The following is a 24,523-nucleotide window of genomic DNA, read 5'->3' on the forward strand; positions in this document are numbered from 1 at the left end:
ACCCTTCATCATGTGTCCCGCGAAGTGCATCCCGACCGGCGAATTCGCTATCGGCCCACAGTGTAGGGGAGTAACCACGTTCGGGCCCACCGGACGGCAGCCAGTCAGGGGGTGGGGTAGATTCCTCACCGGGGAAGGCGGGAGTGCAACAGGGCATCACCCGGTGACAGGGAGTGCGACGATGGTTTCCGCGTTGACGGTGTGTGTGCCTGCCTACGACGCCGAGCGGACGCTCGCGGTAACCCTGGAATCGGTGCTCGCCGAGGACGCCGACTTCGAACTGCTTGTTCTCGACAACGCCAGCGCCGACCGCACCGGCGAGATCGCCCGTTCCACCGGCGATCCCCGAGTGCGGGTGCTGCGCAACGAGTCGGTGTTGCCGATCGGGGCCAATTGGGACCGGGTGATCCGGGCCGCCTCCGGTGAACTGGTGAAAGTGGTCTGCGCCGACGACATCCTGCGCCCCGGCGCGCTGACCGAACAATGGGCGCTGATGGCCGACTCGTCGGTCGCGATCTGCGCGGGACGCTTCGATGTGATCGATGAGCAGGGCGACTTGCTCGAGACCGACCTCGGTCTGCCGGGCCTGCTCGGTCGCCGCACCCCACGGGAACTGGCCAAGGTCATCGTGCGTCGCGGTCCGGCCGAGTTCGGTCCGACGGCCGCGGCGATGTTCCGGCTGGCCGACTATCGGCGCGTGGGCGGTCTGCGCCCCGACCTGGTGTTCCCGATGGATGTCGACCTCTTCGCCCGCGTCGCCACCGGTGGTCACTTCGTCGGTATGGAACGGATCGTCGCCGCGTGGCGCAACTCCTCGTTCAACCTGTGCAGCCGTACCACCACCAAGTCCAAGCTCACCGACATGTACCGCTTCCACCATCGCCTCGTCGTCGATCACCCCGAATTGGTGACGCGAGCCGACGTACTCACCGGAGACCTGCGTCTGGTCGGGCAGATCATGGAGCGCGTCCGGGTGCGGACGCTCGGTGCGGTCGTCGCTGCACGCCCGGGGAGCTAGTCCGCAGGATCTGTTCGACATCATCGAGGAACGCGCGCACCACCGAATCCGCCGCCGGGGTCGCGGGGAAGCGGGCACGTAGTGCCAAGCCGTCGTCGCTGCGTGAGAACCACAGCTGGAGGTCGTCGGCGGAGCCGGTGTTGGAGATGTGGTTCGCATTGACGGCACGGAGGGAATCAGCGCCGGGGAGTCGCCGATAGTCCACGTACGACACCATGAAGATGTCGGACCGCACAGGCCGCAATCCGCCGAGCTCGCGCAGGGTTTCGGCGAGGGGGGCAGTGCCGAGTTCGATTGCCGCGCGAACCGAGGCCTGTGCGCCGCGAACGGTGTCGGCGAAGTCGTTCATCACGTCGACGGCGACCGGGGCATTGGTGGTGAACCATCCGACCGCGTTGTGCCATCGTGGTTCGTGACGCGTGTGCAGCGGAAACAACATCCGCAGCCGCCGGCCGCCCCCGGCCTTGTGGACGCTGTGAGCCAGCGCCGCCAGCGCCCCGGCGAACAGTCCGGCATCGTGTGTGCGACAGAAACTTTCGAAACCGGCAGTGGCATCGGCAGAGAGCAATCGACGTAACTCGACGGCTTGCGGTGCGCGCTGTCCTGGTTCGAGGCCGAGGTCGAGCGGGAACGACGGCGGAATCACGCCCCGGTTACCGAAGAAGGCCCGCCAACCCTCCAGCCTCGGGTCATCGGGGCGCAATTCGACCGGAATCGCACAGTAGTCGACGAAATTTCCGGCAGGAGGCAGCGTTTCGGGTTCTGCGCCGTGGTAGAACTGCCGCAGATCCTCGATGATGATGGCGATCGAGTACGCGTCGACATGGGCGTGATCGAAGGCGCACACGATGGTGGATGTCTGTGGCCGGTCGATCGCCGCGAGGAGATAGGCCCGCCCGGCGAACGGTGCGCACCCGATGTCGCAGTAGCGTCGCAGGGTCTCGCGCAGTGCTGTCGCGCAGCGGTGTGCGATATCGGGCTGAGGCTCCAGCCTGGTCGGCGCCGGGCGCAATATTCTGCGCGGGCCTGCCGGGGTCGTGACGAACGAGCTACCCAGCGTGCCGTGGCGGGCGATCAAATGGCGATAGGCCGTCGCGAGCCTCGCCCGATCCACGTGGCCGTTGACATCGAAAGTCGCTGCCAGCCAGATGCTTCCGGATTCCGCACCGGACAGATGCACGAGCTGATTGAACGAGGGCGGGATCGGTGACTCCGCCGCTTCTGGCTCGTCGGCGGGCGCGCGCCAGTGCAGGAAGGTGCCCGGCTCAGGCGTGTAGCGATCAACCGTGGTGACGTGCAACCGCCACCTCCCGGTCGGTAACGGCAGAAATCGGATAGTCGCCCTCGGCCGCGACAGTGGTGAAGACGGCTCGAAGGTGGGCGTGGTAGCGCGCGATCTGCCCTTGGGCGAACGGTGTCGAGGGACTTTGGCAGCCCAGGTAGAGGTGATGGGTGTCGCGGTTGAACCACATCGACGCGTTGGCCGTCTCACCCTCGCCGGTGAACAGCATTCCTCGCTCGTAGGGGGCGGTACCCGCGCCGGGGAAGCGACGAAAATCTATGTAGGACAGCATATTCGGGACCGTCGATACCGCTCGGGGATCGGCGCCGGAAGCGAGGAGAGCGGTCAGCACCGACGACAGTGGTGCGCCCGCCAGTCGGGTCGCGCGATCGTAGGCGTCGTTGGCACGGGCTACCAGCTCGGTGAACGATGAACAGCCGTCGACCACGAAGCTCAGCGGTGCGAAGTTGCATAGCCACCCCTGGGCCTGGAGGTAGTCACCGAGACCTCTGGTACTCACCACCGTCATGCCGTAATACTCACGGCAGCCCGCCATTTCGAGATCGGTGACGGCCACCGCCGCGAGCACGCCGGCCAGATACCGTCCGCCCACGGATCGGCAGACCTCGGCGAAAGCGGCCGAGCCCACGCCGTCGAGTAGATCCAACTCGATGCCGTGCATCGGCGCGGTGGTTCCCGGCGCCAGGCCGAGATCCAGGGGGAAGCGAGGCATCGAATTATCGTGGTGGCGAAACGTTTCCACCCACTCGATGATCTCGGGGCTGGACAGATCGAACGTGCGCGCGAGGTCGTGCTCGGCCCGAGCGTAGTCCGAGAACCCGCCGGTCGGCGCGTTCGTATAGGGCCCGAGTGCGCGCCCGGATGCCTCGTTGTCGTAGAAGTCGAGAATTTCGGTGAGCGCCATCGCCTGCGACGCGCCGTCGCTGAGCGCGTGGTCGCAGGCGTAGTAGAGGGTGAAGGATCCGGTCCTGTCGATGGCGCCGAGGGCGAACCCCGGCCATGAGGTCGCCAGTGCCTCGGCCGACATCCGGGCGAGCGCGTAGTCCCGGAATTCCTTGTCACCCGAGGTCTCGCCGACGGTTCGTGCCTGGAACGAGACCTCGTCGGGGGCAATGCTGCTGCGGGTCACCGTGGCGCCGTCGGTGGTGAACCAGGTCCGCAGGCCACCGTGACGGCGGACGAACCGTTGCAGAGCGCGACTCATCGCCTCGGTGTCGAGTACGCCATCTACTTCGGTGCTGACCGCGAGATAGGCGGTATGTGGTGCACCGGAACGATTCTTGGCCCAGATCCCGCGAATGTGGTTGTCCTGGAGGAACGTGCCGGGGTCGTGATCTGGGCCCGCGGCAGCGGCGGCACCCAGGGCGGCCTCGGTCGGGTGCCACTCGACCAGATCACCGGCGTCGGGCCGCCAATTGCGCAGTGCGGTAATGATCATCGGTGCCTCACCCCGCCGCCGGTGCTACATCGGTGCGGCGATCGACCAATGTTCCCTGCGTGGTCACCGTCGACAGCATGGCGGTGAACGTATTGATGAAGCGGTGTACATTCGCGGCGGCGACCTCGTTGCTGGGGAATCTCGCCGATACGGCGATCCCGCCGGGCGAGCGTGCGATCCAGAGGTAGACCTCGTCGTCGGACTGCTCACCGCTGCGCAACGGCCGCACACCCCACTGCTGCCAGAGCGCGGCATCGGGTACGAAGCGGACATCGACGTAGGACACGACGAACCGCGGCACCTCGGTGCTGTCGAGCAGAGCCGCGATGCGCGGAAACGGGTAACGAGCCAGCGATTTGGTCGAATCGATGGCGGCCGTGGTGCGTGCGAGCAAAGTGTCGAAGGTGTCGGCGCCGGTGTGGTCGATCTCGAGTGGTAGGAGCCCGACATACCAACCCATCGCGTGCGCGTGCTCGGGCGCGTGGCGGGTGTGCACCGGCATCGCGCACCGCAATGGCTGCGATCCGATCAGTACACGATGTGCCGCGGCGAGTGCGGCGAAGACCGCCGACTGCGTGGAGTGGCCCGCCGCTCGGCTGCGCGCCTGCAACTGGTCGGCCTGCTGGGCGGTGAGCACCCAGGACGAGAGTCCGCTCTGGTGCAAGGTACTTCGATGGAGTGGGCGTCGATGTCTGGTCGCCCGGCGAGAGCTGCTGGGGCGCTGGGTGGCTCGCGGTGCGATCGGCAGCGGGAAAGCCGGAAACCGGCCGCCCTCACGGCGCAGATATCGTTGCCAGTGATGGACGGCGGGATGGTCAGCTGTCATCGTCGAACCCACCGCGCGGTCGTCCGCGCCGAAGTCGATGTAGCTGCCGACCTCGGGCAATTCGACTGGTTCCGCAGTGAGGGCAGCGCGATAGATGCGCTGAATCTCGCTGATGGCCAACATCATCGAGTACGCGTCCATCACGGAATGATCGGCACCGAACACGAGCAGGAAGCCGGCTTCGTCGGTCGTACCGGTGTCGCTGACCGTGGCCACCAGGCAGTGCGGCCACTCGGTGGGCGACAGTCGGGTGCCGAAGAACTCGGCAAGGTGCTGGTAGACCCGGGTGCCGCTGCGCAGGTGCCCGACGTGGCGGGCCGCGACCTGGACTTCGTCGGCGCGGCAGGTGTAGCGGACGAACCGGTTCTGTCTCGCGTCGTCGGTAGCGGCTGTCGTCCGGAAAGCGTCGTGTCGCGCCATCCACCGCCGCAGTGTCGTCCGCACAGCGCCTTGGTCGAAGGGCAGTGGAATCTTGAAGATCGTGCCGAGCCACGAACTCTCGCCGCCGACGGATCCGCCCGAGCGCACACAGTGTTCCTCGTGCAGATGACTCAGTGCCCGATCGTCGGTTACCCATACGTTCGTGGCCGTGGTCATCGGTGTCCATTCGATGACAGTGCCCGCGGGAAGCGGGTAATCGGCTAGCTCTGTGAATTCCATATGAATGCGCCCCAACCATGTAGCTGACCGAAAGCTGAAAAACACTGTGAATCCGCATGCTCGCTCGATGGCGACGCAACTTCGTCGTTGCTCGCACCAACGGCGTGGGCCCGTAACGGGCATGGATCGAGCGTATGTGCAGCGAGAAGATAGTTCCTGCCGGACTGTCATGGCCTTCGTCACAATGATTCCATTTGGGTATTTCGCGAGGCTACGGCGGTATTTATTAAATATTAGGGTATTTCGGCATTTCCGGTAGGTGATCTACCGGTGACCACAATGTTTCGGCGCTGTCCGAGAGCGCGGTCGCGTCGTGTCGCACGGGCGTGCCGCGGCAGTGTCGGGTTGCCGCATTCTTCGCGGAGAACATAGGCTGCCAACAGTTCGCAGTGGTGCGACCGCACTCCCACACACCGATGAGGAGATGACGATGGCCGCATTCGAACCGGCGATCGAAACCAGGGAATTGACTAAATCTTTCGGCACGTTCCGCGCGGTCGACGGCATCGACCTGACGGTGCGGGCGGGCACGGTATGCGCGGTCCTCGGCCCCAACGGGGCGGGGAAGACGACCACGGTGCGGATGATCGCCACCCTGCTTCGCCCTGATTCGGGCAGCGCACTGGTATTCGGTCACGACGTGGTCCGCGAGGCGAGCGCGGTCCGCTCGCTGATCGGCGTCACCGGCCAGTACGCCTCGGTCGACGAAGACCTCACCGCGCGTGAGAACTTGACCATCTTCGCGCGCCTACTCGGCCTGTCCGGAGCGGGCGCCGGACACCGTGCCGACGAACTGCTCGACGAGTTCGGCCTGCAGGACTCGGCTCGACGACCACTGCGGTACTTCTCGGGCGGGATGCGGCGCAGGCTCGATCTCGCGGCGAGCTTGATCGCTCGTCCACCGTTGCTGTTCCTCGATGAGCCGACCACCGGACTCGACCCGCGTACGCGTGCGCAGATGTGGCAGACGATCCGCGACCTCGTCTCCACCGGCACCACCGTCCTGCTGACCACCCAGTACCTCGACGAAGCCGACGCGCTCGCCGATCACGTGGTGGTGATCGACCACGGCCGCGTCGTCGCCGACGGCACCGCCGACGAGCTCAAGACCGCCGTCGGCGCGGCGGCGCTGACTGTGCGCGTGGACCGAGCCCACCTGGCCACCGCCGCTGCGATCGTGCGCCGATTCAGTGGCGGCGAAGGGATCGTCACCGTCGAGGAGGGACGTATTCGGGTGAGTGCTACCGACACCATCACACTGCCGGAACTGCTGATCGCGCTGCGCGAGGCGGGGATCGGGGTGCGCGAACTCAGTGTCGCGCCACCGAGTCTGGACGAGGTGTTCTTCGCGATCACCGGGACGACCGGGACCCACCGCGTGCCGGAGCCGGCATGACGCCGACGATCGAGCGGATCGGCTCGCGAACCGGCCGGATCTCGCTGTCGGAGTCGATATCCCAGGCGGCGACGATGGCGCGGCGCGGGCTGCTCAAGATCCGGCACAACCCGCAGGAACTGTTCGACGTCGTCGCCCTGCCCGTGGTGTTCACGGTGATGTTCTCCAGCATTTTCGGGGGTGCGATCGCGGGCACGGTCACCGGCTACCTGCCGATCCTGATCCCGGGCGTGCTCGTCCAAGTCGCGGTGGCCGCTTCCGTCAACACCGGGGTGAAGTTACGCGAGGACATGAACAAGGGGGTTTTCGACCGTTTCCGAGCGCTGCCGATCGCGCGGGTCGCACCGCTGGCAGGGTCGTTGCTCGCGGATATGGTGCGCTACGCCGTCGCGACGACGATGACGGTGCTGGTGGGACTGGCGATGGGCTACCGACCCGCCAGCGCCGTCGGGTTGGCCGTGGCCTGTCTACTGGTGATGGTGGTGGCCTTCGCGCTGAGCTGGATCTTCGCCCTCATGGGTGTGTTGATGGACAAACCGTCGACGGTGCAGGGTGTGTCGATGCTGGTGTTGATGCCGTTGACGTTCGTGTCCAACGCCCTGGTGCCGGTGTCGACGATGCCGGGCTGGATGCAGGCATTCGCAGGGGTGAATCCGGTCTCTCATCTGGTGACGGCCGTGCGGGAGCTGGCCGAGGGTCGGTTCGGCGCGCAGATCGGGATCTCGCTGCTCGGGGCGGCGGTGGTGATCGCAGTGCTGGCGCCGTTGACCGTGCGGGTCTATATGCGACGAGCGTGACCGCGCGGAAAAGCTTACGGCGCAACACGATCGACGTTCTTGCGGAACAGATTGGCCGGATCGAATCGCCGCGTGTTCATGTCGTAGGTGCGTAACAGCACCAGCCGCGCGGCGTGCACGACGATGATCGGCGGCAGATACAGCACCACCGCGCCGAGGGCGAGACCGTAGCGTCGATGCAGGACCAGTGTGCGCGGCAGGCACGACATGTACCGCACGAACGACGACATCCCGGTCGCCATGCGCCGCGGCGCCACCCCGACCGTGATGGAAGGCAGAAACGCGATACGCCCGCCGATCTCGGTGACGCACAGGCCGGTATCGACATCCTCGAAGATGTCACGGCGCATGGCTACCCTGTCCCGGATGGCCGACCAGATATCGCGGCGCAGAATCATGTTCGAGCCGTAGAGCACCGGAACCTGCTTGATCTGGTTCTTCTTCCTGGTCCGCCAGCGTTGGCGCAGGGAGCCGACTGTGTCGCCGTAGGGCAGGTCGTAGGCCTGACCGCGACCGCAGGCCGCGGCCCAGTAACCCGCGTGGTCGGCGGTGAAGAACTCGACGATGTATCGGGCCCAGTCCGGCGGAACCAACGTGTCTGCGTCGATACGGGCGATCAGCTCACCACCCGCGGCATCGAGACCGCGGTTGCGGGCGTGGACGAGTCCCTGTTCGGTCTCGTCGATCAGGCTGATCACGGGCCAGTCCAGTGCATGCGCCGCGACGATCGCACGCGTGTCGTCGGTCGAATTGTTGTCGACGACCAGGATTTCGGTGATGCACTCGCGCTGTTCGGTCAGGCGCCGCAGGCATTCGCCGATGATCTGCTCCTCGTTGTATGCGGGGATCACCACGGACAACGACAGCGAGTTCATAGGATTCCTCCACGGGATGTGCCGGTACCGACGGGGGTGCGGACCGAGTCTTCGATGAGGGTGGCCGCCGCGTGCACGGCGGCAGCGGGGGTGACCATCGCCGAGCCGAGGGCCTGTGCCGCGGTGGCGTATTCGGGAGTGAGCAGCGGGTGCAGCGCGCGCGTGAGGGAGTCCCGGTCCACCCGTGCGGCGGCGAGTGCGGTGCCGACACCGAGCGCGTGCAGCCTGCGGCCCCACATCGGCTGGTCGGCACCGAGCCAGCATGCCAGCGCGGGGATGCCCGCGCGCAGTGCTGCCGCGGTGGAGCCGGCGCCGCCGTGATGGACAGCCGCGACACAGCGGGGGAGCACGGCGGCATGGTCGACGGTACGTACCGCCCGGACAGTGTCGCCGGTCGTGCTCGCCATGAACTCGCTCCACCCCGTGGCGACGAGCAGGCGCAGACCCAGTTCGGCGGCGACTTCGATGAACGTTCGAGCCAGTCGCTCCGGTTCGGCGATCGACATGCTGCCGAATCCGACATAGAGCGGTGGCGAGCCGGTGGTGAGCCAATCGTCGAGCGTCGCGCTGTCGTCGGCGTCGCCGACCGCGGTGCGCGTGTGAGGGGCGAGATCGAGGAAGCCGACCAGAGGCTTTCGGTGCCGCCACTCCCGTGCCAGGCCGGGGAATATCACGGGGTCGTAGGCCTGGATCTCGGGCATTCCGTGCCCGACGATCCGGCCTGCGGGGGGACCCGACGGTGGCGCCAAACCGAGATCGGCGGCGAGTTCGCGCTCAGCCGAGCGGGTCGCGAGCCAGGTCAGCTGCTCGAGCACCGCCCAGCTGAGTCGATGTGCGTGGCCGGGTACGCGTTCCCACGGCAGCAGTGACACGACACCGTTGCGGCGCAGCGGACAGTAGTGCACCGGTATATAGGGGATTCCGCGTGCCGTGGCCACGTTCAGCAGCCGTTCCTGCCCGACGTTGCCACCGATCACCGCATCGGCACCTGCCGTCAGATCCATGAGGTCGGACTGGACGGTGCGGCCGTCACGCAGGGTGATTTCGGCGATCGCCCGCAACCGAGTCAGTGGATTCGCCGATTTCAACCGGTTCGACACCAGTGCGGAATCGAGCAATTCTTTGGTATCGGTACCGAATTCCCGTGTCGGCATCGCGGCACGGCGACAGAATTCGGTCAGATTCGGCGGGACCGCCATTGTGACGTCGTGACCACGGGCCCGCAATTCCACACCGAGCGACAGGCCCGGTTGAACGTCACCGCGGCTGCCGGTGAACGCGAGAACAAATTTCATCGAGCTCCTCGCAGTACGGCTACCGGGGGTCGAGGAGGCAACCGTAACCAGAAAATCTCTTGGTTCGCGCGGTGAAATCGGATTCGCGTGCTTCATCTCACAAGCGGAACCCGGATGCTGGTCCATTGCTGTGGATCTCGCCTACCGTGCTGCTATGTCGAGGTTTCTACTTGCGTTCAACGGAACACGGGGAGATATCCAGCCCGCCGTCGTCATCGGAGCCGAACTCGGTCGCCGAGGCCACGATGTGGTCGTCGGCGCCCCGCCGAACCTGTGCGGGTTCGTGGCCGCGGCGGGGTTGTCGGCCGAACCGTTCGGCTACGACACCCAGGCGCACATGAACTCCGACGTGGTGCGCACCCGAATGCGCACCGGTGGGCCGCGGCAACGGTGGCAGGCCTTCACCGAGATCCGGGATCTCGGCTGGTCGCAAGCGATCTCTGACATGTCGGTACTCGGTGCTGGCGCCGATGCCATCCTCACCGGATTCGTCACCGAGCAGATCGCGGCGCCGTTCGCCGAATCTGTGGGCGCGGCATGTATCTCGGTGCACCACGCGCCGATTCGGCCCAACAGTGCGGTCTCTCCGGTGCCTGCGGCCGTGTCGGGACTGCCGCCCGCGCTCAACCGCGCGAGCTGGTGGCTCACCGATACCGCGATGTGGCTGCTGACCCGAGATCGCCAGAACGCGCTGCGCCGCGAACTCGGCGTCGACGGTACGGTCGCTCGTTCGCCGCGGGATCGACTCGAGATCCAGGCCTACGATCCGCTGCTGTGTCCGGAACTGGTCGCGGAGTGGTCCGATGACCGCCCGTTCGTCGGGTTCCTCGGACTCTCCGGCGAACAACGCCGTCGCATCGCTGCCGACACCGCCGATGCCGAGCTGCTCGATTGGGTCCGGACCGGCACGGAGCCGGTCTATTTCGGGTTCGGCAGCATGCCGGTCCCTGACCCTGCGGCGGTGGTCGGTGCCATCGTGACGGCCTGTGACCGGCTGGGCGTGCGTGCGCTGATCAGCACCGGCTGGGCCGATCTGGCGCCATCGGACGCCGAGAACGTGCGAGTCGTCGGCGCACTCGATCATGAACAGATCCTGCCGCTGTGCCGTGTCGCCGTGCATCACGGTGGGGCGGGAACCACGGCCGCGGCGATGCGAGCCGGGATCCCGAGCCTGGTGTGTTGGGTGGGATCCGATCAGCCGTTTTGGGGCGCGCGATGCGTGCGCCACGGCGTCGGGGCGTCAACGCGGTTGAAGGGCTTGACTGCCGAGACGCTGGTCGCCGAGCTGACCACTGTGCTCGCGCCGGATTGTGCACGACGAGCCGAAGAAATTGCAGGAGAGTTGATCACGCCCGAACAGGCAGTCTTGCGATGCGCGGATCTGATCGAGGAGCGCACCGACGCGAACCTCCGCTCACGGGCCCGACGCTGATGGCGACCACGCTGCGATTGCAGCCCGAGGACAGTACGTATTGGTTTGTGCGTGAAGCTTTCGGATGGTCGGTCGTGCTGCAGATCCTGTGGCGATTCTCCGCGCAGCCGGAGTGCGTCGACCTGGTGGCGTTGAACGCGAAGCTGTGTGACAGCGTGCTCAATCGGCGGTTGGCCAGGGCTGCGGTGCCCCTTGCCAGACACCGATGGGAGCATGCGGACTTCGCGCCCGAGTTGTTGATCGACGCGGCGCCGATTCCCGCCGATGATATCGAGACATGGTCGGGAGCAGAACTTTACGGTGCACCGCTGGACCCGGAGTGCGGCCCCGCCTGGCGGTTGCGCGGTGTCGCGGTCGACGACGGTGGCTTCGTTCTGTCGCTCACCGCTTTGCACCTCGTCGCCGACGGCCGAACCATGGTCACCGCCGCGATGGAGTCCCTGGCCGGTAACGCCACCGACCCCCTCTCCCGCACGGTGGGTTCGCCCGCGAGTGACGCCACCGACCACGACCTGACGTCGGCCCGTTCGTTCGGCATCTGCCTGCGGGACGTGTTCGATGGTGTGGGACAAGTGGCTGCGGCGGGGCTCGGCATCGCCGCAGCCGCCGCCACCCTCGCTCGCGATCGCGCGCGACTCCCCGCTCGCACTCGCCCCCGTGGGCAATCTGCGACCACCCCGGATGGGCAATCGCTGCCTACAGCCGTGGAAGGGCGAGCGCCGAGCGTGAGGGCCGAGGGGCGTCCGATGAAGGCCCCGGCGCACCTGCGGTCCCCCCGTGCGCAGTGTTCGTGGACGACTGTCAGTGTTGATGCGGCGCACTGGGATTCGATCGCGAGCCGGCACGGCGGTACCGCCAACACCCTGTTCATCGCCGTGCTGGCCGGTGCTCTGCGTGCGTCGGGATACGCCGATGGCGCACCGCTGAAACTGGGCATCCCGGTCAGCAGGCGCACCGAGGACGACGATCGTGGCAACGCGACCGCGGGAGTCTCGGTGCTGCTCACCGACGAGCTGGCCACCGGCGGCGACCTCGGTGCGTTGCGCCGTCTGTGTAAGGAGGCGTTCGCGCGGTTGTCGGCGGGGCAGCGCGCGGCGCATATCCATCTGCTGCCATTGGTGTCGTTGTTACCGACGGCGCTGGTGGTCCGCGCCGCGACCGCGGGCTCGGGGATGCCGGACGCGGTGGCGTCCAATTTGGGGCAGTTCGCCGACGAACTGCGCGATATCGGCGGTGTCTCGGCCACCGCTGTCGCCTTCCGCGGTATCGCGCAGGGTGTCGACCCCGACCTGGCGTACCGGTTCGGCGACGGACTGCAGTCCTGGGCGATCCAGTCGGGTGACACGATGACCTTCTCGGTCGCCGCCTTCGACGAGAGACGCTTCCCCGACGCCGCTGAGCTGCGCAGGCTACTGTCCGGCGAACTCGACGGGTGGGCCCTCGACTACCAGGTGTGGTGAATATCGCTCTCCGGCTTCGCCGGGATGCGCGACCGTGGCGACGTGGTTAGCCTGACGAAATGAACCGTGTTGCAGGGGCGGACGAGTCATATCTGCTGGCGCAAGACCTATTCGGTTGGTCGGCACCCATCCAATACGCCTGGGTGTTCGGCAGTGAGCCCGAGCCCGGGGAGCTCGAACGATTCGGCGACCAGCTAGCCGCCGGATCGTTGAGCCGCATGGTGATTCGCGCCGTGGTGCCCTTCGCGCGGCACCGGTGGGCACGTTCACCGCATCCGCCCGTGCTGCGCATCCAACCGGACCCCATCACCGACGACCAGATCGGCGAGTGGGCCGATCGCACCCTGCGCGCCGCTGACGTCGACCCTGTCGCAGGTCGGGGATGGCAGCTGATCGGGGTGCGCACCACCTCGGGCAGGTTCGTGCTCTCGCTGCTGATCTCGCACATGGTCGCCGACGGCCAGGGCCTCTACAGAGCACTCGCGGCGGCGCACGCGGGCAGCTCTGCGAGCGCCCTGCCCACCGAGTCCGAGGTGCTGGCCACGCGGCGGTGGCGGGGCGACACGAAGGATGCCCTCGCCCAACTCGGCGCGGCAGCATCGGCCGCTCGGGTGATCGGCACCGAACTCCTGCGCACCCGCAACGGCCGGCCCCCGGCGGCCAGTCGCGCACCGCGCACGATCGACGCGGCGATCGATGGCCCCGACACCACCCTGGCGATCATCGATATCGACCGTGCTGCCTGGGCCGAACAGGCGCGCCGATTCGACGGCACCGGCAATACGCTTTTCACCGCGGTACTCGGCGGCCTCGTGCAACGATCCGGCTATCCGGTCGGGCCCGACGGACTGCGCGTCTGCATCGCCGTGAGCAACCGGGAAGCGGGCGACGAGCGAGCCAACGCGTCCGGTGGCGTGTGGATCCGGGTGCCCGATCCGATCGCGCCGGAAACGGGTTTGCAGGGGATCAGGGCGCTGAGCAAGGAGGCGTTCACCCGCTACGCCGCCTCGGGTCAGGACAAGCTGACCGACAACCTCCAACCGGTCGTGCGGCTGCTGCCCGATGGCGTGATCAGAAGGCTGATGCGTTCGATCGCGGGTCCCGACACCACCGTGTCCAACCTCGGTGCCGCACCCGACAGCGCCATCGAGATCGGTGGTCGTCGCGCCGAATCCTTCGCCATCCGCGCGATCATGCAAGGACGCGACGCCGTCGAGCGCCGTCGCCAAGGTCCCGCCGTCGCCGCGTGGGCTGTCGAATACGACGACAAGCTCACGATCACGTTCTTCGGCATCCACCCCGAGTACTTCGGTGACGAGGCGAAACTCCACGCTCATATCGCGGCCGAACTCGAGGCGTGGGGCCTGGCAGGTACCCCGTGGTGACGGCCAGGACCCACGCGAATCAGATCGAGAAGGTCCTGCCGTAGGTGACGACGGTGTCGCCGGTGGAGCCGACGATCTTCACGAACGGGCGGACGTTGGTCTGGCCGAGCACACCGGTGACGGTGCCGTGGAAGCCCGAAAGGCGCAGCACGCCTTCGGCTCCGGAGATTTCGCCACCGGCGACCTCGACCTCCGACCTCGAGGCCCAGGCTCGGGGTCGACCACTCGAACTCGAGCCTGCCGTCGAGGGGTGGCGGGGTAGCCGACCTGGTAGCCCACGATGAGGTGGCCGGACCAGGCCTCGGCCTCGGGGCCGGTGACCAGGTAGGACGCCGCGCCACTGTGGAACCACTCGCGGGTGAGCGGATTGCCGTCCAATGGTGCGACGAAGTCGATCCGGGTGTCGGACTGGACCGCTTCGACGGTGCGGTTCTTGCCGTCGAGAACAATGCTGCTGCTGTCGATTCCGGCAGCGGCAGAGCCTGCCCCCATGGCGAGACCGACCGCGATGGCCGATGCCATCGCGACCATCCGGAGCGCGCATGGTGCAAGGTGACCTGAACTCGATCATGGTGCGGCGCTGGGCGATCCGAGTATCCCACGCCATCCGATCATGTGCCGGTCGGCAAAGGGTCACCTAGGACACAGCACCGTGGGCGACTATCGCCGACGTGGGCCTGCGGGGTCGTCGATCATCCATCGGCCGTCGAGTGCGGGCAGCCCCGCGCTCACCTCGGCGAACAGGTCCGGCAGCGTCAGCAGCACGAGGTCGGGTTCGGCGGCGACAAGGTCTTCAGGGGAGATGATGGGCACATCGGTGCCGGGCATCCGGCGGCCCTGTTTACCGGGCGAGGCATCGGCGACACCGGAGAGCAGGCCGCGGTGCGCGCCCGCCATGCTCAACAGGGCTACCGCCCGGGACGCCGCACCGTAGGCGAAGGCCCGATGATTTTGTGCGGCACAGTCTTCCAACCACGCGCGCAGAGCGCTGACGTGGCGGTCGACCGTGTGTTGCAGCTCGGCAGTGGAGCTCAGCGCATCGGCTTCGGTGGCGAGCAGTTCGTCGACCGTGGCATCCGCAGTGTGCTCGCCGTGGCGCACCGCGAGCAGCACGGTACCCCCGTAGAGGTCGAACGCCCACGCGGTGACCACGCTCATCCCCGCAGCCCGCAGCAGCGTGCGCAGGGTGGCCAGTGAGTAGTACGCGAAGTGCCCGTGCCGCAACGCATTCCACTGCCCTTGCGCGACGATGGCGGCCAGGGAGTGGTACTGCACCAGCAGCACGCCGTCGGGAGCCGTCGCCGCGGCACGTGCCGCGAAGGCGGCCCGCTGATCGGGTTCGTGCATGATGCCGAAGCAGTCGAGCACCACATCGGCCGGTCCGCTGGTCTTCTCGGTGAAGCCGTGGGCGGCGAGCAGGGGCAGCCAGGTGCCGCCGTGCGGGCTGCCGAATTCGGCGACCGTCGAACCGCGCAACAGTCCGGCGGTGTGCACCAGGCGCACTGCGTCCGCGGCCTGGTCGCGCAGTGCCTGCGGTTCGACGCCGCGGGGTTCGGCCGTGACGGTGTCGTCGTCGGCGAGTTGGGCCAGTCCGCAGGCCGCGCACTGGTCCATTCGTAGCGGATGGCCGGATTCGGTGTCGGCGATCGGAGCGTCACGTGGCGGAAAGTGGTCCGCAGCAGGGACCGACCCCAGGTCGAGTACGGGAGTGAGCGCGGTCTTCGCGCAGCCGCGGCATCGGCGGGTCATGGCAGGATGTCCTGGTGCGTATCGAGCGGACCGAACTGGCCGACGTGGTGGTACTCGTTCCCGAACCGTTCCGGGACGAGCGTGGACTGTTCACCCGCACGTTCGACGCGGGCGAGTTCGACGCCCATCTCGGGGTGCCGGGCGCGGCGGCGACCTTCGTGCAGGATTCGCAGTCGCGGTCGGTGCGCGGGGTGATCCGTGGCATGCATGGTCGCGGCGGGCGCGGTGAGGCCAAGCTGGTGCGATGCGCGCACGGCGCCGTCCACGACGTGCTCGTCGACATTCGTCCTGGTTCGCCGACTTTCGGTGCGCGTCAAGCGTTTCGGCTCGACGACGAGCAGTTCCACCACCTGTACGTGCCGCCGGGTTTCCTGCACGGATTCCAGGCACTCACCGAGCTCGCCGACGTCTGCTATCGCATCGACCGACCGCACGATCCCGCCGAGGACCTCGGGGTCGCCTACGACGACCCCGAACTGGCCATCGACTGGCCGCTGCCCGTCGGCCCGGTCTCCGCGCGCGACGCGCGGGCCGGGAGCTGGCCTGCGCTGCTGGCTACGCTGACGCCGACGCACTGATCCGGCGCAGCTGTGCGTCGAGCACCCCGGAGTCGCACAGGCCCTGCAGATGCGGCAGCCGGGTGAATCGCCGGAAGAACGCGTCCGAGGTGAGCCCGCGCGTGGTGTACTCGGTGAACAGCTCGGCCGCACCCGCGGGCACCGTCCACTGTGCCTCGAAGCCGAGAACCTCACGCGCGTAGGAGAAATCGACCCGGTAGGACCGCGGGTCCGCGCCGCTCTCGCCGGTGATCAGCAGACGTGAGCCCGGTACCGCGTCGACCACCGAGGCGGCGATCTCGGCGACGGTCAGATTGTTGACCTCGGTGCCGATATTGAACGCCCGGCACGAGACATCGGCGGCGGGGGCGGTGAGGCAGGTGGCGAACGCGGCGGCGATGTCCGCGGCGTGGACCAGGGGTCGCCACGGGGTGCCGTCGGAGAGGACCTTCACCTCGCCGGTGAGCACCGCGTAACCGACCAGATTGTTGAGCACGATATCGGCCCGCAGTCGCGGTGAGAAGCCGAAAGCCGTGGCGTTGCGCAGGAACACCGGGACGAAATCGTCGTCGGCGAGGGCGGCCACATCGTCTTCGACGCGGACCTTGCTCTCGGCGTACGGGGTGATGGGCCGCAGCGGGGCGTCCTCGGTGACGAGTTCGGCACCGGCGGCGCCGTAGACCGAGCAGGTCGAGGCGTAGAGGAACCGCGAGACCCCGGCTTCCTTGGCGAGGCGGGCCAGACGCACCGACGCGTGATGGTTGATGTCGTAGGTGATCTCCGGCGCGAGCGCGCCGAGGGGATCGTTCGACAACGCGGCGAGGTGGATCACCGCGTCGAAACCGCGCAGCTGTTCGACGGTCACCTTGCGTAGGTCCACCGCTAAACCCTCGGGGTCACCGGCGAATTCGCCGAGCACGCAGTCGGCGAAGTAGCCGATGTCCAGGCCGGTGACCTGGTGGCCCGCCGTCCGCAGCACCGGCACCATCACGGTGCCGAGATAGCCCTGGTGCCCGGTGACCAGTACCCGCATGTTCACGTCTGTTCCCATCTGATGATCGCTTTGTCGAGCACGAACGCCTCGGCATACGGTGCGTGGCACTGCACGCCACGCATCCGGGCCAGCCCGAGGAAGGCCTGTTCGTCGAACCAGTCGCGGCCCGTCTGCGACGGATAGTGCTCGTGCAGCAGTCGTGACTTCTGTTGTGCCAGTTCATGACTCAACGGGTGGTAGAGCGTGGGAGCCGGGGTATCGGTCTCCCATTTGAGGATTTCGTAGCCCAGGATCAGGTGATCACGGAATTCGGTCGGCACCAGTTCGGCGAGCAGGCGATGGTCTTGATGGGCGTCGCCACGATGCGGCGCGAACACCACCTCGGGTTCGCCGCCCCGGCGAAAGTCCGCGAGTGCGTTCTTGATCCGGTCCCAGTGTGCCGGTGCGCGGCCGTCGGGCACATCGAGAACGTGCAGCTGCGGCTCGGTGCCCGAGCAGAACGCGGTCAGCGCCGCGCGCTCCTCGACCTCGCGGCCGGTGCCGCCGCCGGAGAGCACCAGGGCCCGCACCTCGACCTCGGGATCGGCGCCGGTGAGCGCGAGCAGTGTCGCCCCCATCCCGATCGCGATGTCGTCGCAATGCGCGCCGAGCACCGCGATCCGGCGTGGTGGGCGGGTGAACAACCCGATCACGGCCGGTCCCACACCATCCACGGCCGGGTGCCGTTGCGGTAGGCGTCGTCGAGCTCGGCGCGTTCCTTGAAGGTGTCGGCAGGCTTCCAGAAGCCCATGTGCTGATACCCGAAGAGCCTGCCCTGCCCGGCGAGTGCGCCACACGCGTCGGCCACCAGATCGCCGCCCGGCGGCAGGAGATCGAAGATCTCCTGGCTGAGTACGAAGTAGCCGCCGTTCTCCCACAGGGGCATCTGCGCCACCGGCACGATGTCCTTCACCTCGCCCGTGGGGGAGATGTCCACGCAGTGGAACGAGGATTGCGGTGGCACCACCATCATCGACGCGGCCGCACCCGAGGCGTGGAAGCGTTCGATCATGGTGTCGAGCGGGGCGTCGGTGAGGACGTCGGCGTAGTTGGCCAGGAAGTACTCGTCACCGTCGAGGTGCTCGCGCACGCGGCGCAGTCGTTCCCCGATCGCGGATTCGACGCCGGTGTCGACGAAGGTGATCGACCAGTCGCTGATATCGCTGCCCAGCAGCTCCACCTCACCGTTGCGGATCACGAAGTCGTTGGACGCCGACTCCTGGTAGCTGAGGAAGAAGTTCTTGATGTGTTCGGCGCCGTAGCCGAGGCACAGCACGAATTCCTTGTGGCCGTAGTGCGCGTAGTAGCGCATCACGTGCCACAGCAGTGGGCGCGGGCCGACCAGCTGCATCGGCTTGGGGACGACGTCGTCGGATCCGCCGCGCATGCGCATGCCGTATCCGCCGCAGAACAGGACGACCTTCATCGGTTCGTTCACTTTCCTTCGGAGTGTGCGCCAGCCGTGACCGGTTCGCTGATCATGGTGCCGCGATGCAGCACCGGCAGCGGATAGATCAGTTCGCCACCCCACTGGCCGACGTGGCTGAGCTGGGCGGTGATCTCGGTTTCCAGATTCCACGGCAGCACGAGCACCACATCGGGTTCGTCGGCGTCGATGCGCTCGGGCGGATGGATCGGGATGCGGGTGCCGGGGGTGTAGCGGCCGTGCTTGTAGGGGTTGCGGTCCACGGTGTACTCGAGCAGGTCGGGCCGGATGCCGCAGTAGTTGAGCAGGGTGTTGCCCTTGCCCGGTGCGCCGTAGCCGACGACCCGCTTGCCCGCCGCGCGGCAGTCGAGCAGGAAACGCAGCAGCTCGTGGCGGACCGATTCCGCACGGGCGCCGAGCACGGCGTAACCGGCGGGTTCGTGCAGGCCCGCCGCCCGCTCGAGGTCGAGGACCTCGCCGACCCGGGCAGTCGGCTCGGCGACGGCGTCGGGGCGTGCCCACAGCCGGATCGAGCCGCCGTGGGTGTCGAGCAGTTCCACATCGACGACGGTCAGTCCGGCGATCGCCAGCGCGCGCTGCGCGGAGTGGACGGTGTAGTACTGGAAATGTTCGTGATAGATGGTGTCGAACTGGCCGAGCTGGACCAGGTTCAGCGCGTGGTGCACTTCGATGCTGCACCAGCCGTCGTCGCTGAGCAGGGTGCGCAGCGCATGGGTGAACCCGCGCAGGTCGGGCACATGGGCGTAGACATTGTTGGCGACCACCAGATCGGCCGGACCGTGCTCGGCACGGACCCGCGCGGCTGAATCCTGTTCCAGGAAAGCCGTTTCCGTCGGCACGCCTGCCTCGCGGGCGGCGAGACCGACATTGACCGACGGCTCGATGCCGAGGCAGCGGATGCCGCGGGCGACCGCGTGGCGCAACAGGTAGCCGTCGTTGCTGGCCACCTCGACGACGAACGAATCGGGGCCCAGGCCGAGTCGCTCGGCGGTGGTGGTGACGAACCGCTCGGCGTGGCGGACCCAACTGTCGGAGAACGAGGAGAAGTACGCGTACTCGGTGAAGGTGTCCTCGGGGGTGATCAGCGCCGGGATCTGCAACAACAGGCAGTCTTCGCACAGCCGCAGGTGCAGCGGATATGTCGCCTCCGGCAGGTCGAGCTCCTCGACGGCAAGAAAGCTCTCGCACGGCGGGGTGGCGCCCAGGTCGAGCACGCTCGTGAGCCGTTCGGAATCACAGAGTCGACATTGCACGTGGAGCCCACACCTTCTTGCACGTTCACCCAAGCTGTCACGGCTCATGCCGGTCATGCCGGAAGTCGGATAGTCGGGCACAGACGTTACAGCGAGCCCGTCGGGGCGCCCCGAAACATCCGGGACAGAAATAGATTCGTGGTAATTTTCGGTGTTGGACCAGGTCGCTCCGGCACCGGCAAATTGCTGGCGAGGGCGACCATTCCTCACTTCTCTGTGATGCCGATCACTTGTGAAAGTGGTTTTCCTGCATTCATATCGAAAGGCGATAGCAATTCGGTGATAGCTGTCCGATTGCGCCGTGGCGTGGCTAACTTTTGGAACCTGTTGTGGCCCTGAGACTTCGACAAGAATGCCTGGTGGGGCTCTGTAACAATCAGCTGGCGGGTATCGAATCGACGGGAAGTAGGACGGCCTCAACGGCCGCTTTCCGGTCGACGGGGATCGGGAAACGATTCGTCTCCCGAAGGGGAGGTGTGGGTTCATGAGCTACGAGCTCACTGGTAGTGGCGACGTCGATGTTGTCAACGGTGTCCAGGTGCTGCGCCGTACGCAGCGTGAGAGTTGGCAGACCGCGTTGGTCCAGCGGTTGGCCGTGACCGATGTGTTGGCGGTATTCGGCGCGGTCGGGGCCGCGCAGGTGATCCGCTTCGGTGGGCCCGCCGCGCCGCCACTGGCCTGGCCCCTGTCCTACGAAGTCGGTTACTCCGTGGTGTCGCTGGCCTTGGCCGTCGGGTGGCTGGCGCTGCTGCACGGGTACGGCACTCGTACGCCGCAGGTGGTCGGTACCGGCAGTGAGGAATTCCGCAGGCTCGTGTCGGCGACGCTGCGCCTGTTCGGTGTGCTGGCCATCCTGGCGCTGCTGTTCCGGGTGGAGGTCGCGCGCGGCTATCTCGCGATCGCGTTGCCCGCCGGGCTGCTCGCGCTCGTGGTGGGGCGCTTGGCATGGCGGTGGCGGTTGCGTCGGTGGCGCGCGCAGGGCCGGTGCCACACCGCCGTGTTGGTGGTCGGTTCGCCGGAGGCCGCGCACGCGATGGCGTCGGCGTTCACCGGCGATCCCGGTTCCGGCTACCGCGTGGTCGGCGTGTGTGTGCCCGCGGGAGCCCTCGGCGCACAGTTCGATACGACCGGCAGCCCGTTGGTGCTCGGGGACGATCGCTCGGTGCTCGAGGCAGTGCGCCGCAGTGGCGCCGATTCGGTGGCGGTGGCCGCGACCGATCATCTCGGACCCGCCGAATTGCGGCGGATGGCCTGGGCCTTGGATCCGCTCGGCGTCGATCTGATCGTGGCGCCCGGTGTCGTCGATATCGCGGGGGTGCGGCTGACCAATCGGATCGTCGCGGGAATGCCGATGCTGCACATCGACCCGCCGCGGTACGGGCGAGCGAAATCGAGTCGCAAAGCGCTGTTCGACCTGTGTTTCGCGGCGATCGTATTGGTATTCATCGCACCGACCTTGGCCGCTATCGCGATCGCGGTGAAGGTGACCAGTGCGGGACCGGTGTTCTACCTGTCGGAGCGGATCGGGCGCGACGGTATTCCGTTCCGGATGATCAAGTTCCGCAGCATGCTCGTCGATGCCGACAGCGCGGTGGAGGCGCTCATCGACCGCCACGGTGGAAATCCGTTGTTCTTCAAGGTCAAAGATGATCCGCGGGTGACCTCGGTGGGCCGGTTCCTCCGCAAGTACAGCCTCGACGAGTTGCCGCAGTTCTTCAATGTGCTGCGCGGTGACATGAGCGTCGTCGGGCCGCGGCCGCAGGTGCAACGCGAGGTCGACAGCTACGACGGGGAGATGCGACGGCGGCTGCTGGTGAAACCGGGCGTCACCGGGTTGTGGCAGGTCAGCGGCCGGTCGGATCTGTCGCCCGAGGATTCGGTGCGGCTGGATCTGTCCTATGTCGAGAACTGGTCGATGGTGCTGGATCTGGCGTTGATCGCGCGCACCATCGGGGTGGTCACCCGCGGCGACGGCGCGTACTGAAAGCGGGGTGATGAGTCGACTCACCACCCCGCCTCGGTATCGGCCTCACCCCACCGTCAGCGTAGGTCCCGGCGGCGGAAGGCCATGAGCCCCAACAGGATTCCCGCTCCCGCGAGGGCGATCAGGTAGGCGATCGGCACGATGTCGAACGCCGCGCCCGGCAGCTTGGGCGGGTGGATGAAGGGGACCAGATCGAGAATCCACTGCGGGAAGCTGCCGAGTGAGCCCAGCAGGAAGATCACGATCATCGCGCTCAGTACGCCCCAGGCGAGTGCCGCGTACTTGGGGAGGGCGCCGAACAACAGCATCGCGACGGCGGTGATCACCCAGACCGCGGGAAGCTGCACCGCGACCGCGCCCATGGATTCGCCGACTTTGCCGGGCAGATCGCCGTCGGTGGCGCCCCAGACGATTCCGATGGCGAGGCCCGCCGCCAGCAGGGCCACGGCGGGTCCGCCGATCGCGAATAACAGGTGGCTGGACGCGTAACGCACGCGCCCCACCGCGGCGGCCAGGACCGTTTCGGCGCGGCCCGAGTTCTCCTCCTCGTGCAACCGCAACACAGCTGACACCGAGTAGGCGGCAGCCGCGGCGGCCAGCATGGTGACGGCGTAGGCGATGAACGACTTCTCCAGATCCGCCGACCCACCCAGTGAGGTGACCACGTCCTGCAGGGTGCCGCTGTCGCCGAGCATGCCGCCGATACTGTTCACCGCACCACCGATGAGCAGGCCGTACAGGGCGAAACCGGTCGTCCAGGCGATCAGCGAACCGCGCTGCAATCGCCAGGCCAGACCCACCGGACCCGACAGTGCGGTGCCCGCGACGGCCGGTCCGGGGCGCTCGGCCAGAAGGCCCGCGCCGATATCGCGGGTCCGCAGCAACCGGTAGGCGAGCAGGGTGGCGCCGGCGGCGAGAGCGGCCAACAGCACCAGTACCCACCAGCGTTCGTCGGCGAACGGGCGGATCTGCAGGCACCAACCCAGCGGCGAGAACCACGACAGCACACCGTTTCCCGCGTCGCCGACCGCGCGCACCGCGAACGCCGCGCCCAGGGTGCCGAGCGCGATGCCACGGGCGAGTCGGGCGCCGGTGCTGACCTGCGCGGCGACAGCGGCCACCGCGCCCCAGACCACACCGGACGCGGCAAGCGCGGCGCCGAAGGCCACCGAGCCCGCGACCGGCAGATCGGTAGCCATCAGTGAAGCGGCGCAAGCGATTCCGGCGATGGCCGACGCACCATAGGTGAGCAGGAGTGCTCCGGTGAGGCCGGCGAACCGGCCGATGCTGGTGGCGCCGACCAGTTCCGCGCGCCCGGTCTCCTCTTCGACTCTGGTGTGGCGGACGACCGTGAGGACCGCGGCGATCGCGATCATCGCGTACATCGCTCCGGCCTTCCAGGTGCCGATGGAACCCAGTGCCGAGCTGAAAACCGGTCCGTACATGGCGATCAGTGCCGGACTCGCCGCCGTGGTCGCCGCGAAGTTGTCGAGCTGTTCACCCGTGGTGTAGATGTCCTTGATCGAGACGATCTGTAGTGCGGGCATCAACCCGATCAGCAGAGACCACAGCGGGGCGACCACCCGGTCGCGGCGCAGATACAGGCGCAGCATCTGACCGGTGCCGGCGAATTCGCCTGCGGTGCGCGAGGTTGCGGTGAAACGGGGGACCGCGACGGTGGTGGTCATGCCCGCACCTTCTCCGCGGTCTCGGTGTTGTCGACGTGGTAGTGGCGCAGGAACAGATCCTCGAGCGTCGGCGGCGCACTGGTCAGACTGCGCACGCCCGCGTCACCGAGTACCCGGATCAGGGCGCCGAGGTGGTCGGCGTCGACCTGGCAGCGCAGCGTCGAACCGTCTTGTTCGACATCGCCGACACCGGGCATCGCGCTCAGATCGCCGGGATCGCCGATCAGGTCCGCGGTGATGGCGGTGCGGCTCAGGTGGCGAAGCTCGTTCAGCGAACCGGATTCGACGGTTCGGCCGGTCCGGATGATCGTGACCCGGTCACACAGGTGCTCGACCTCGGACAGGATGTGGCTCGACAGCAGTACCGTCGCACCGCGGGCCGCGGCCTCGCGCACACAGTCCTGAAAGACCTGTTCCATGAGCGGGTCGAGACCCGAGGTCGGTTCGTCGAGGATCAACAGGTCCGCATTCGCCGAAAAGGCCGACACCAGTGCGACCTTCTGCCGGTTGCCCTTGGAGTAGGTACGCGCCTTCTTGGTCGGATCCAGCTCGAAGCGTTCGATCAGCTCGCCTCGACGTGTCTGGTCCAGGCCGCCGCGCATGCGGGCGAGTAGATCGATCGTCTCGCCGCCCGACAGCGACGGCCACAGGGTGACATCGCCTGGGACGTAAGCGATTCGGCGATGCAGTGCGACCGCATCGGTCCACGGGTCACTGCCGAAGACCGCGGCTCGGCCGCCGGTCGCGCGCAGAACGCCGAGCAGAATTCGGATGGTGGTGGACTTGCCTGAGCCGTTGGGGCCGAGGAAACCATGGATTTCGCCGGTGTCGACATGGAGGTCGAGTCCGTCGAGCGCGGTGAAGCGGCCGAACGTCTTTCGCAGGTCCGCGACATCGATGACCCGGTCGTCGGTGGGGGAGGGCATC

22 protein-coding genes and 1 pseudogene are annotated in these 24,523 nt (G+C 67.3%); 9 read left to right on the forward strand and 14 right to left on the reverse strand.

Annotated features, from left to right (window positions below; genetic code table 11):
- Positions 1 to 181: 181 nt before the first annotated feature.
- Positions 182 to 1,018 (forward strand): glycosyltransferase family 2 protein, encoded by an 837-nt coding sequence (locus NS1_RS22255; RefSeq protein ID WP_062987398.1) that lies wholly within the window; start codon positions 182 to 184, stop codon positions 1,016 to 1,018.
- Here NS1_RS22255 and NS1_RS22260 read toward each other — a convergent pair.
- Genes NS1_RS22260 through NS1_RS22270 form a run of 3 tightly spaced genes read right to left on the reverse strand, consistent with a single transcriptional unit; the run spans position 957 to position 5,245 of the window.
- Complete coding sequence (locus tag NS1_RS22260) at positions 957 to 2,318, reverse strand: condensation domain-containing protein (RefSeq protein ID WP_063816232.1); 1,362 nt, start codon at positions 2,316 to 2,318, stop codon at positions 957 to 959. The two genes, NS1_RS22255 and NS1_RS22260, sit on opposite strands and share 62 nt — an antisense overlap.
- A complete protein-coding gene (locus NS1_RS22265; protein ID WP_062987400.1) occupies positions 2,299 to 3,759 on the reverse strand; it encodes a condensation domain-containing protein in 1,461 nt (486 codons plus the stop codon). Before NS1_RS22265 ends, NS1_RS22260 begins: the two co-directional genes overlap by 20 nt.
- Before the next feature lie 7 nt (positions 3,760 to 3,766).
- Positions 3,767 to 5,245, reverse strand: a complete 1,479-nt coding sequence (locus NS1_RS22270; protein ID WP_062987403.1) for a condensation domain-containing protein — start codon at positions 5,243 to 5,245, stop codon at positions 3,767 to 3,769.
- 424 nt (positions 5,246 to 5,669) lie between these two features.
- Between NS1_RS22270 and NS1_RS22275 the strand changes: the two genes are divergently transcribed.
- Both NS1_RS22275 and NS1_RS22280 read left to right on the forward strand, forming a co-directional pair.
- The gene (locus NS1_RS22275; RefSeq protein WP_062987405.1) at positions 5,670 to 6,641 is read left to right on the forward strand and encodes an ATP-binding cassette domain-containing protein; all 972 of its coding nucleotides are present in this window, start codon (positions 5,670 to 5,672) and stop codon (positions 6,639 to 6,641) included.
- Complete coding sequence (locus tag NS1_RS22280) at positions 6,638 to 7,438, forward strand: ABC transporter permease (protein ID WP_062987407.1); 801 nt, start codon at positions 6,638 to 6,640, stop codon at positions 7,436 to 7,438. Before NS1_RS22275 ends, NS1_RS22280 begins: the two co-directional genes overlap by 4 nt.
- 14 nt (positions 7,439 to 7,452) lie before the next feature.
- Here NS1_RS22280 and NS1_RS22285 read toward each other — a convergent pair whose 3' ends face one another.
- Both NS1_RS22285 and NS1_RS22290 read right to left on the reverse strand, forming a co-directional pair.
- Positions 7,453 to 8,313, reverse strand: coding sequence for a glycosyltransferase family 2 protein (locus NS1_RS22285; RefSeq protein ID WP_062987409.1), 861 nt, complete (start codon positions 8,311 to 8,313; stop codon positions 7,453 to 7,455).
- On the reverse strand, positions 8,310 to 9,608 hold the full coding sequence (locus tag NS1_RS22290; RefSeq protein WP_062987411.1) for a glycosyltransferase: 1,299 nt from the start codon (positions 9,606 to 9,608) through the stop codon (positions 8,310 to 8,312). Before NS1_RS22290 ends, NS1_RS22285 begins: the two co-directional genes overlap by 4 nt.
- A 154-nt stretch (positions 9,609 to 9,762) precedes the next feature.
- Between NS1_RS22290 and NS1_RS22295 the strand changes: the two genes are divergently transcribed.
- From NS1_RS22295 to NS1_RS22305, 3 genes are read left to right on the forward strand one after another with little or no spacing between them, the layout of a single operon-like run.
- Complete coding sequence (locus NS1_RS22295; protein ID WP_063816233.1) at positions 9,763 to 11,040, forward strand: glycosyltransferase; 1,278 nt, start codon at positions 9,763 to 9,765, stop codon at positions 11,038 to 11,040.
- 47 nt (positions 11,041 to 11,087) lie between these two features.
- The gene (locus tag NS1_RS22300; protein ID WP_157125341.1) at positions 11,088 to 12,500 is read left to right on the forward strand and encodes a hypothetical protein; all 1,413 of its coding nucleotides are present in this window, start codon (positions 11,088 to 11,090) and stop codon (positions 12,498 to 12,500) included.
- A 59-nt stretch (positions 12,501 to 12,559) separates the two neighbouring features.
- Positions 12,560 to 13,885 (forward strand): hypothetical protein, encoded by a 1,326-nt coding sequence (locus NS1_RS22305; RefSeq protein ID WP_062987417.1) that lies wholly within the window; start codon positions 12,560 to 12,562, stop codon positions 13,883 to 13,885.
- 19 nt (positions 13,886 to 13,904) lie between these two features.
- Here the strand turns inward: NS1_RS22305 and NS1_RS41790 are convergent, their stop codons facing one another.
- Together NS1_RS41790 and NS1_RS41795 are read right to left on the reverse strand one after the other, a co-directional pair.
- Positions 13,905 to 14,036 (reverse strand): MspA family porin, encoded by a 132-nt coding sequence (locus tag NS1_RS41790; RefSeq protein WP_255284640.1) that lies wholly within the window; start codon positions 14,034 to 14,036, stop codon positions 13,905 to 13,907.
- Positions 14,037 to 14,179: 143 nt separating this feature from the next.
- A pseudogene (locus tag NS1_RS41795) lies at positions 14,180 to 14,263 on the reverse strand (MspA family porin); the annotation flags it as partial.
- On the opposite strand from NS1_RS41795, the gene NS1_RS41800 reads away from it, so the two are divergent.
- Positions 14,228 to 14,446: a hypothetical protein gene (locus NS1_RS41800; protein WP_255284646.1), complete on the forward strand. Its 219-nt coding sequence runs from the start codon at positions 14,228 to 14,230 to the stop codon at positions 14,444 to 14,446. The pseudogene NS1_RS41795 and the gene NS1_RS41800 overlap by 36 nt on opposite strands.
- Before the next feature lie 99 nt (positions 14,447 to 14,545).
- Here the strand turns inward: NS1_RS41800 and NS1_RS22315 are convergent, their stop codons facing one another.
- A complete protein-coding gene (locus NS1_RS22315) occupies positions 14,546 to 15,634 on the reverse strand; it encodes a class I SAM-dependent methyltransferase (protein ID WP_062987421.1) in 1,089 nt (362 codons plus the stop codon).
- Positions 15,635 to 15,648: 14 nt separating this feature from the next.
- Here NS1_RS22315 and rfbC point away from each other — a divergent pair, with 14 nt between their 5' ends.
- Positions 15,649 to 16,212 carry a dTDP-4-dehydrorhamnose 3,5-epimerase gene (gene rfbC, locus NS1_RS22320; protein WP_062987423.1) on the forward strand — a complete coding sequence of 188 codons (564 nt, stop codon included), beginning with the start codon at positions 15,649 to 15,651 and terminating at the stop codon, positions 16,210 to 16,212.
- Here the strand turns inward: rfbC and NS1_RS22325 are convergent.
- Genes NS1_RS22325 through NS1_RS22340 form a run of 4 tightly spaced genes read right to left on the reverse strand, consistent with a single transcriptional unit; the run spans position 16,190 to position 19,924 of the window.
- On the reverse strand, positions 16,190 to 17,224 hold the full coding sequence (locus tag NS1_RS22325; protein ID WP_062987425.1) for an NAD-dependent epimerase/dehydratase family protein: 1,035 nt from the start codon (positions 17,222 to 17,224) through the stop codon (positions 16,190 to 16,192). The genes rfbC and NS1_RS22325 overlap by 23 nt on opposite strands.
- A gap of 2 nt (positions 17,225 to 17,226) precedes the next feature.
- Entirely contained in the window at positions 17,227 to 17,877 is a 651-nt protein-coding gene (locus tag NS1_RS22330) for a PIG-L deacetylase family protein (RefSeq protein ID WP_062987575.1), read from the reverse strand.
- Complete coding sequence (locus NS1_RS22335; protein ID WP_062987578.1) at positions 17,874 to 18,650, reverse strand: glycosyltransferase family protein; 777 nt, start codon at positions 18,648 to 18,650, stop codon at positions 17,874 to 17,876. The genes NS1_RS22330 and NS1_RS22335 overlap by 4 nt, the downstream gene beginning before the upstream one ends.
- Before the next feature lie 8 nt (positions 18,651 to 18,658).
- Positions 18,659 to 19,924 (reverse strand): class I SAM-dependent methyltransferase, encoded by a 1,266-nt coding sequence (locus NS1_RS22340; protein ID WP_062987427.1) that lies wholly within the window; start codon positions 19,922 to 19,924, stop codon positions 18,659 to 18,661.
- Between the two features lie 484 nt (positions 19,925 to 20,408).
- Here NS1_RS22340 and NS1_RS22345 point away from each other — a divergent pair, with 484 nt between their 5' ends.
- Positions 20,409 to 21,908 (forward strand): sugar transferase, encoded by a 1,500-nt coding sequence (locus NS1_RS22345; protein WP_062987429.1) that lies wholly within the window; start codon positions 20,409 to 20,411, stop codon positions 21,906 to 21,908.
- A 56-nt stretch (positions 21,909 to 21,964) separates the two neighbouring features.
- Here the strand turns inward: NS1_RS22345 and NS1_RS22350 are convergent, their stop codons facing one another.
- The gene (locus tag NS1_RS22350) at positions 21,965 to 23,596 is read right to left on the reverse strand and encodes an ABC transporter permease (protein ID WP_062987431.1); all 1,632 of its coding nucleotides are present in this window, start codon (positions 23,594 to 23,596) and stop codon (positions 21,965 to 21,967) included.
- Positions 23,593 to 24,522, reverse strand: coding sequence for an ABC transporter ATP-binding protein (locus NS1_RS22355; RefSeq protein ID WP_062987433.1), 930 nt, complete (start codon positions 24,520 to 24,522; stop codon positions 23,593 to 23,595). Before NS1_RS22355 ends, NS1_RS22350 begins: the two co-directional genes overlap by 4 nt.
- Between the last annotated feature and the right edge of the window lies 1 nt (position 24,523).

The organism is Nocardia salmonicida NBRC 13393 (assembly GCF_001613085.1).
Classification (GTDB): Bacteria; Actinomycetota; Actinomycetes; order Mycobacteriales; family Mycobacteriaceae; genus Nocardia; species Nocardia salmonicida.

Excerpts from the sequence above, each read along its gene's own strand:
- NS1_RS22255 (WP_062987398.1), top strand. The coding sequence starts at position 182 with ATGGTTTCCGCGTTGACGGTGTGTGTGCCTGCCTACGACGCCGAGCGG.
- NS1_RS22265 (WP_062987400.1), bottom strand. The coding sequence starts at position 3,759 with ATGATCATTACCGCACTGCGCAATTGGCGGCCCGACGCCGGTGATCTG.
- NS1_RS22270 (WP_062987403.1), bottom strand. The coding sequence starts at position 5,245 with ATGGAATTCACAGAGCTAGCCGATTACCCGCTTCCCGCGGGCACTGTC.
- NS1_RS22275 (WP_062987405.1), top strand. The coding sequence starts at position 5,670 with ATGACGATGGCCGCATTCGAACCGGCGATCGAAACCAGGGAATTGACT.
- NS1_RS22280 (WP_062987407.1), top strand. The coding sequence starts at position 6,638 with ATGACGCCGACGATCGAGCGGATCGGCTCGCGAACCGGCCGGATCTCG.
- NS1_RS22285 (WP_062987409.1), bottom strand. The coding sequence starts at position 8,313 with ATGAACTCGCTGTCGTTGTCCGTGGTGATCCCCGCATACAACGAGGAG.
- NS1_RS22290 (WP_062987411.1), bottom strand. The coding sequence starts at position 9,608 with ATGAAATTTGTTCTCGCGTTCACCGGCAGCCGCGGTGACGTTCAACCG.
- NS1_RS22295 (WP_063816233.1), top strand. The coding sequence starts at position 9,763 with ATGTCGAGGTTTCTACTTGCGTTCAACGGAACACGGGGAGATATCCAG.
- NS1_RS22305 (WP_062987417.1), top strand. The coding sequence starts at position 12,560 with ATGAACCGTGTTGCAGGGGCGGACGAGTCATATCTGCTGGCGCAAGAC.
- NS1_RS22315 (WP_062987421.1), bottom strand. The coding sequence starts at position 15,634 with ATGACCCGCCGATGCCGCGGCTGCGCGAAGACCGCGCTCACTCCCGTA.
- NS1_RS22325 (WP_062987425.1), bottom strand. The coding sequence starts at position 17,224 with ATGCGGGTACTGGTCACCGGGCACCAGGGCTATCTCGGCACCGTGATG.
- NS1_RS22335 (WP_062987578.1), bottom strand. The coding sequence starts at position 18,650 with ATGAAGGTCGTCCTGTTCTGCGGCGGATACGGCATGCGCATGCGCGGC.
- NS1_RS22345 (WP_062987429.1), top strand. The coding sequence starts at position 20,409 with ATGAGCTACGAGCTCACTGGTAGTGGCGACGTCGATGTTGTCAACGGT.
- NS1_RS22350 (WP_062987431.1), bottom strand. The coding sequence starts at position 23,596 with ATGACCACCACCGTCGCGGTCCCCCGTTTCACCGCAACCTCGCGCACC.
- NS1_RS22355 (WP_062987433.1), bottom strand. The coding sequence starts at position 24,522 with ATGCCCTCCCCCACCGACGACCGGGTCATCGATGTCGCGGACCTGCGA.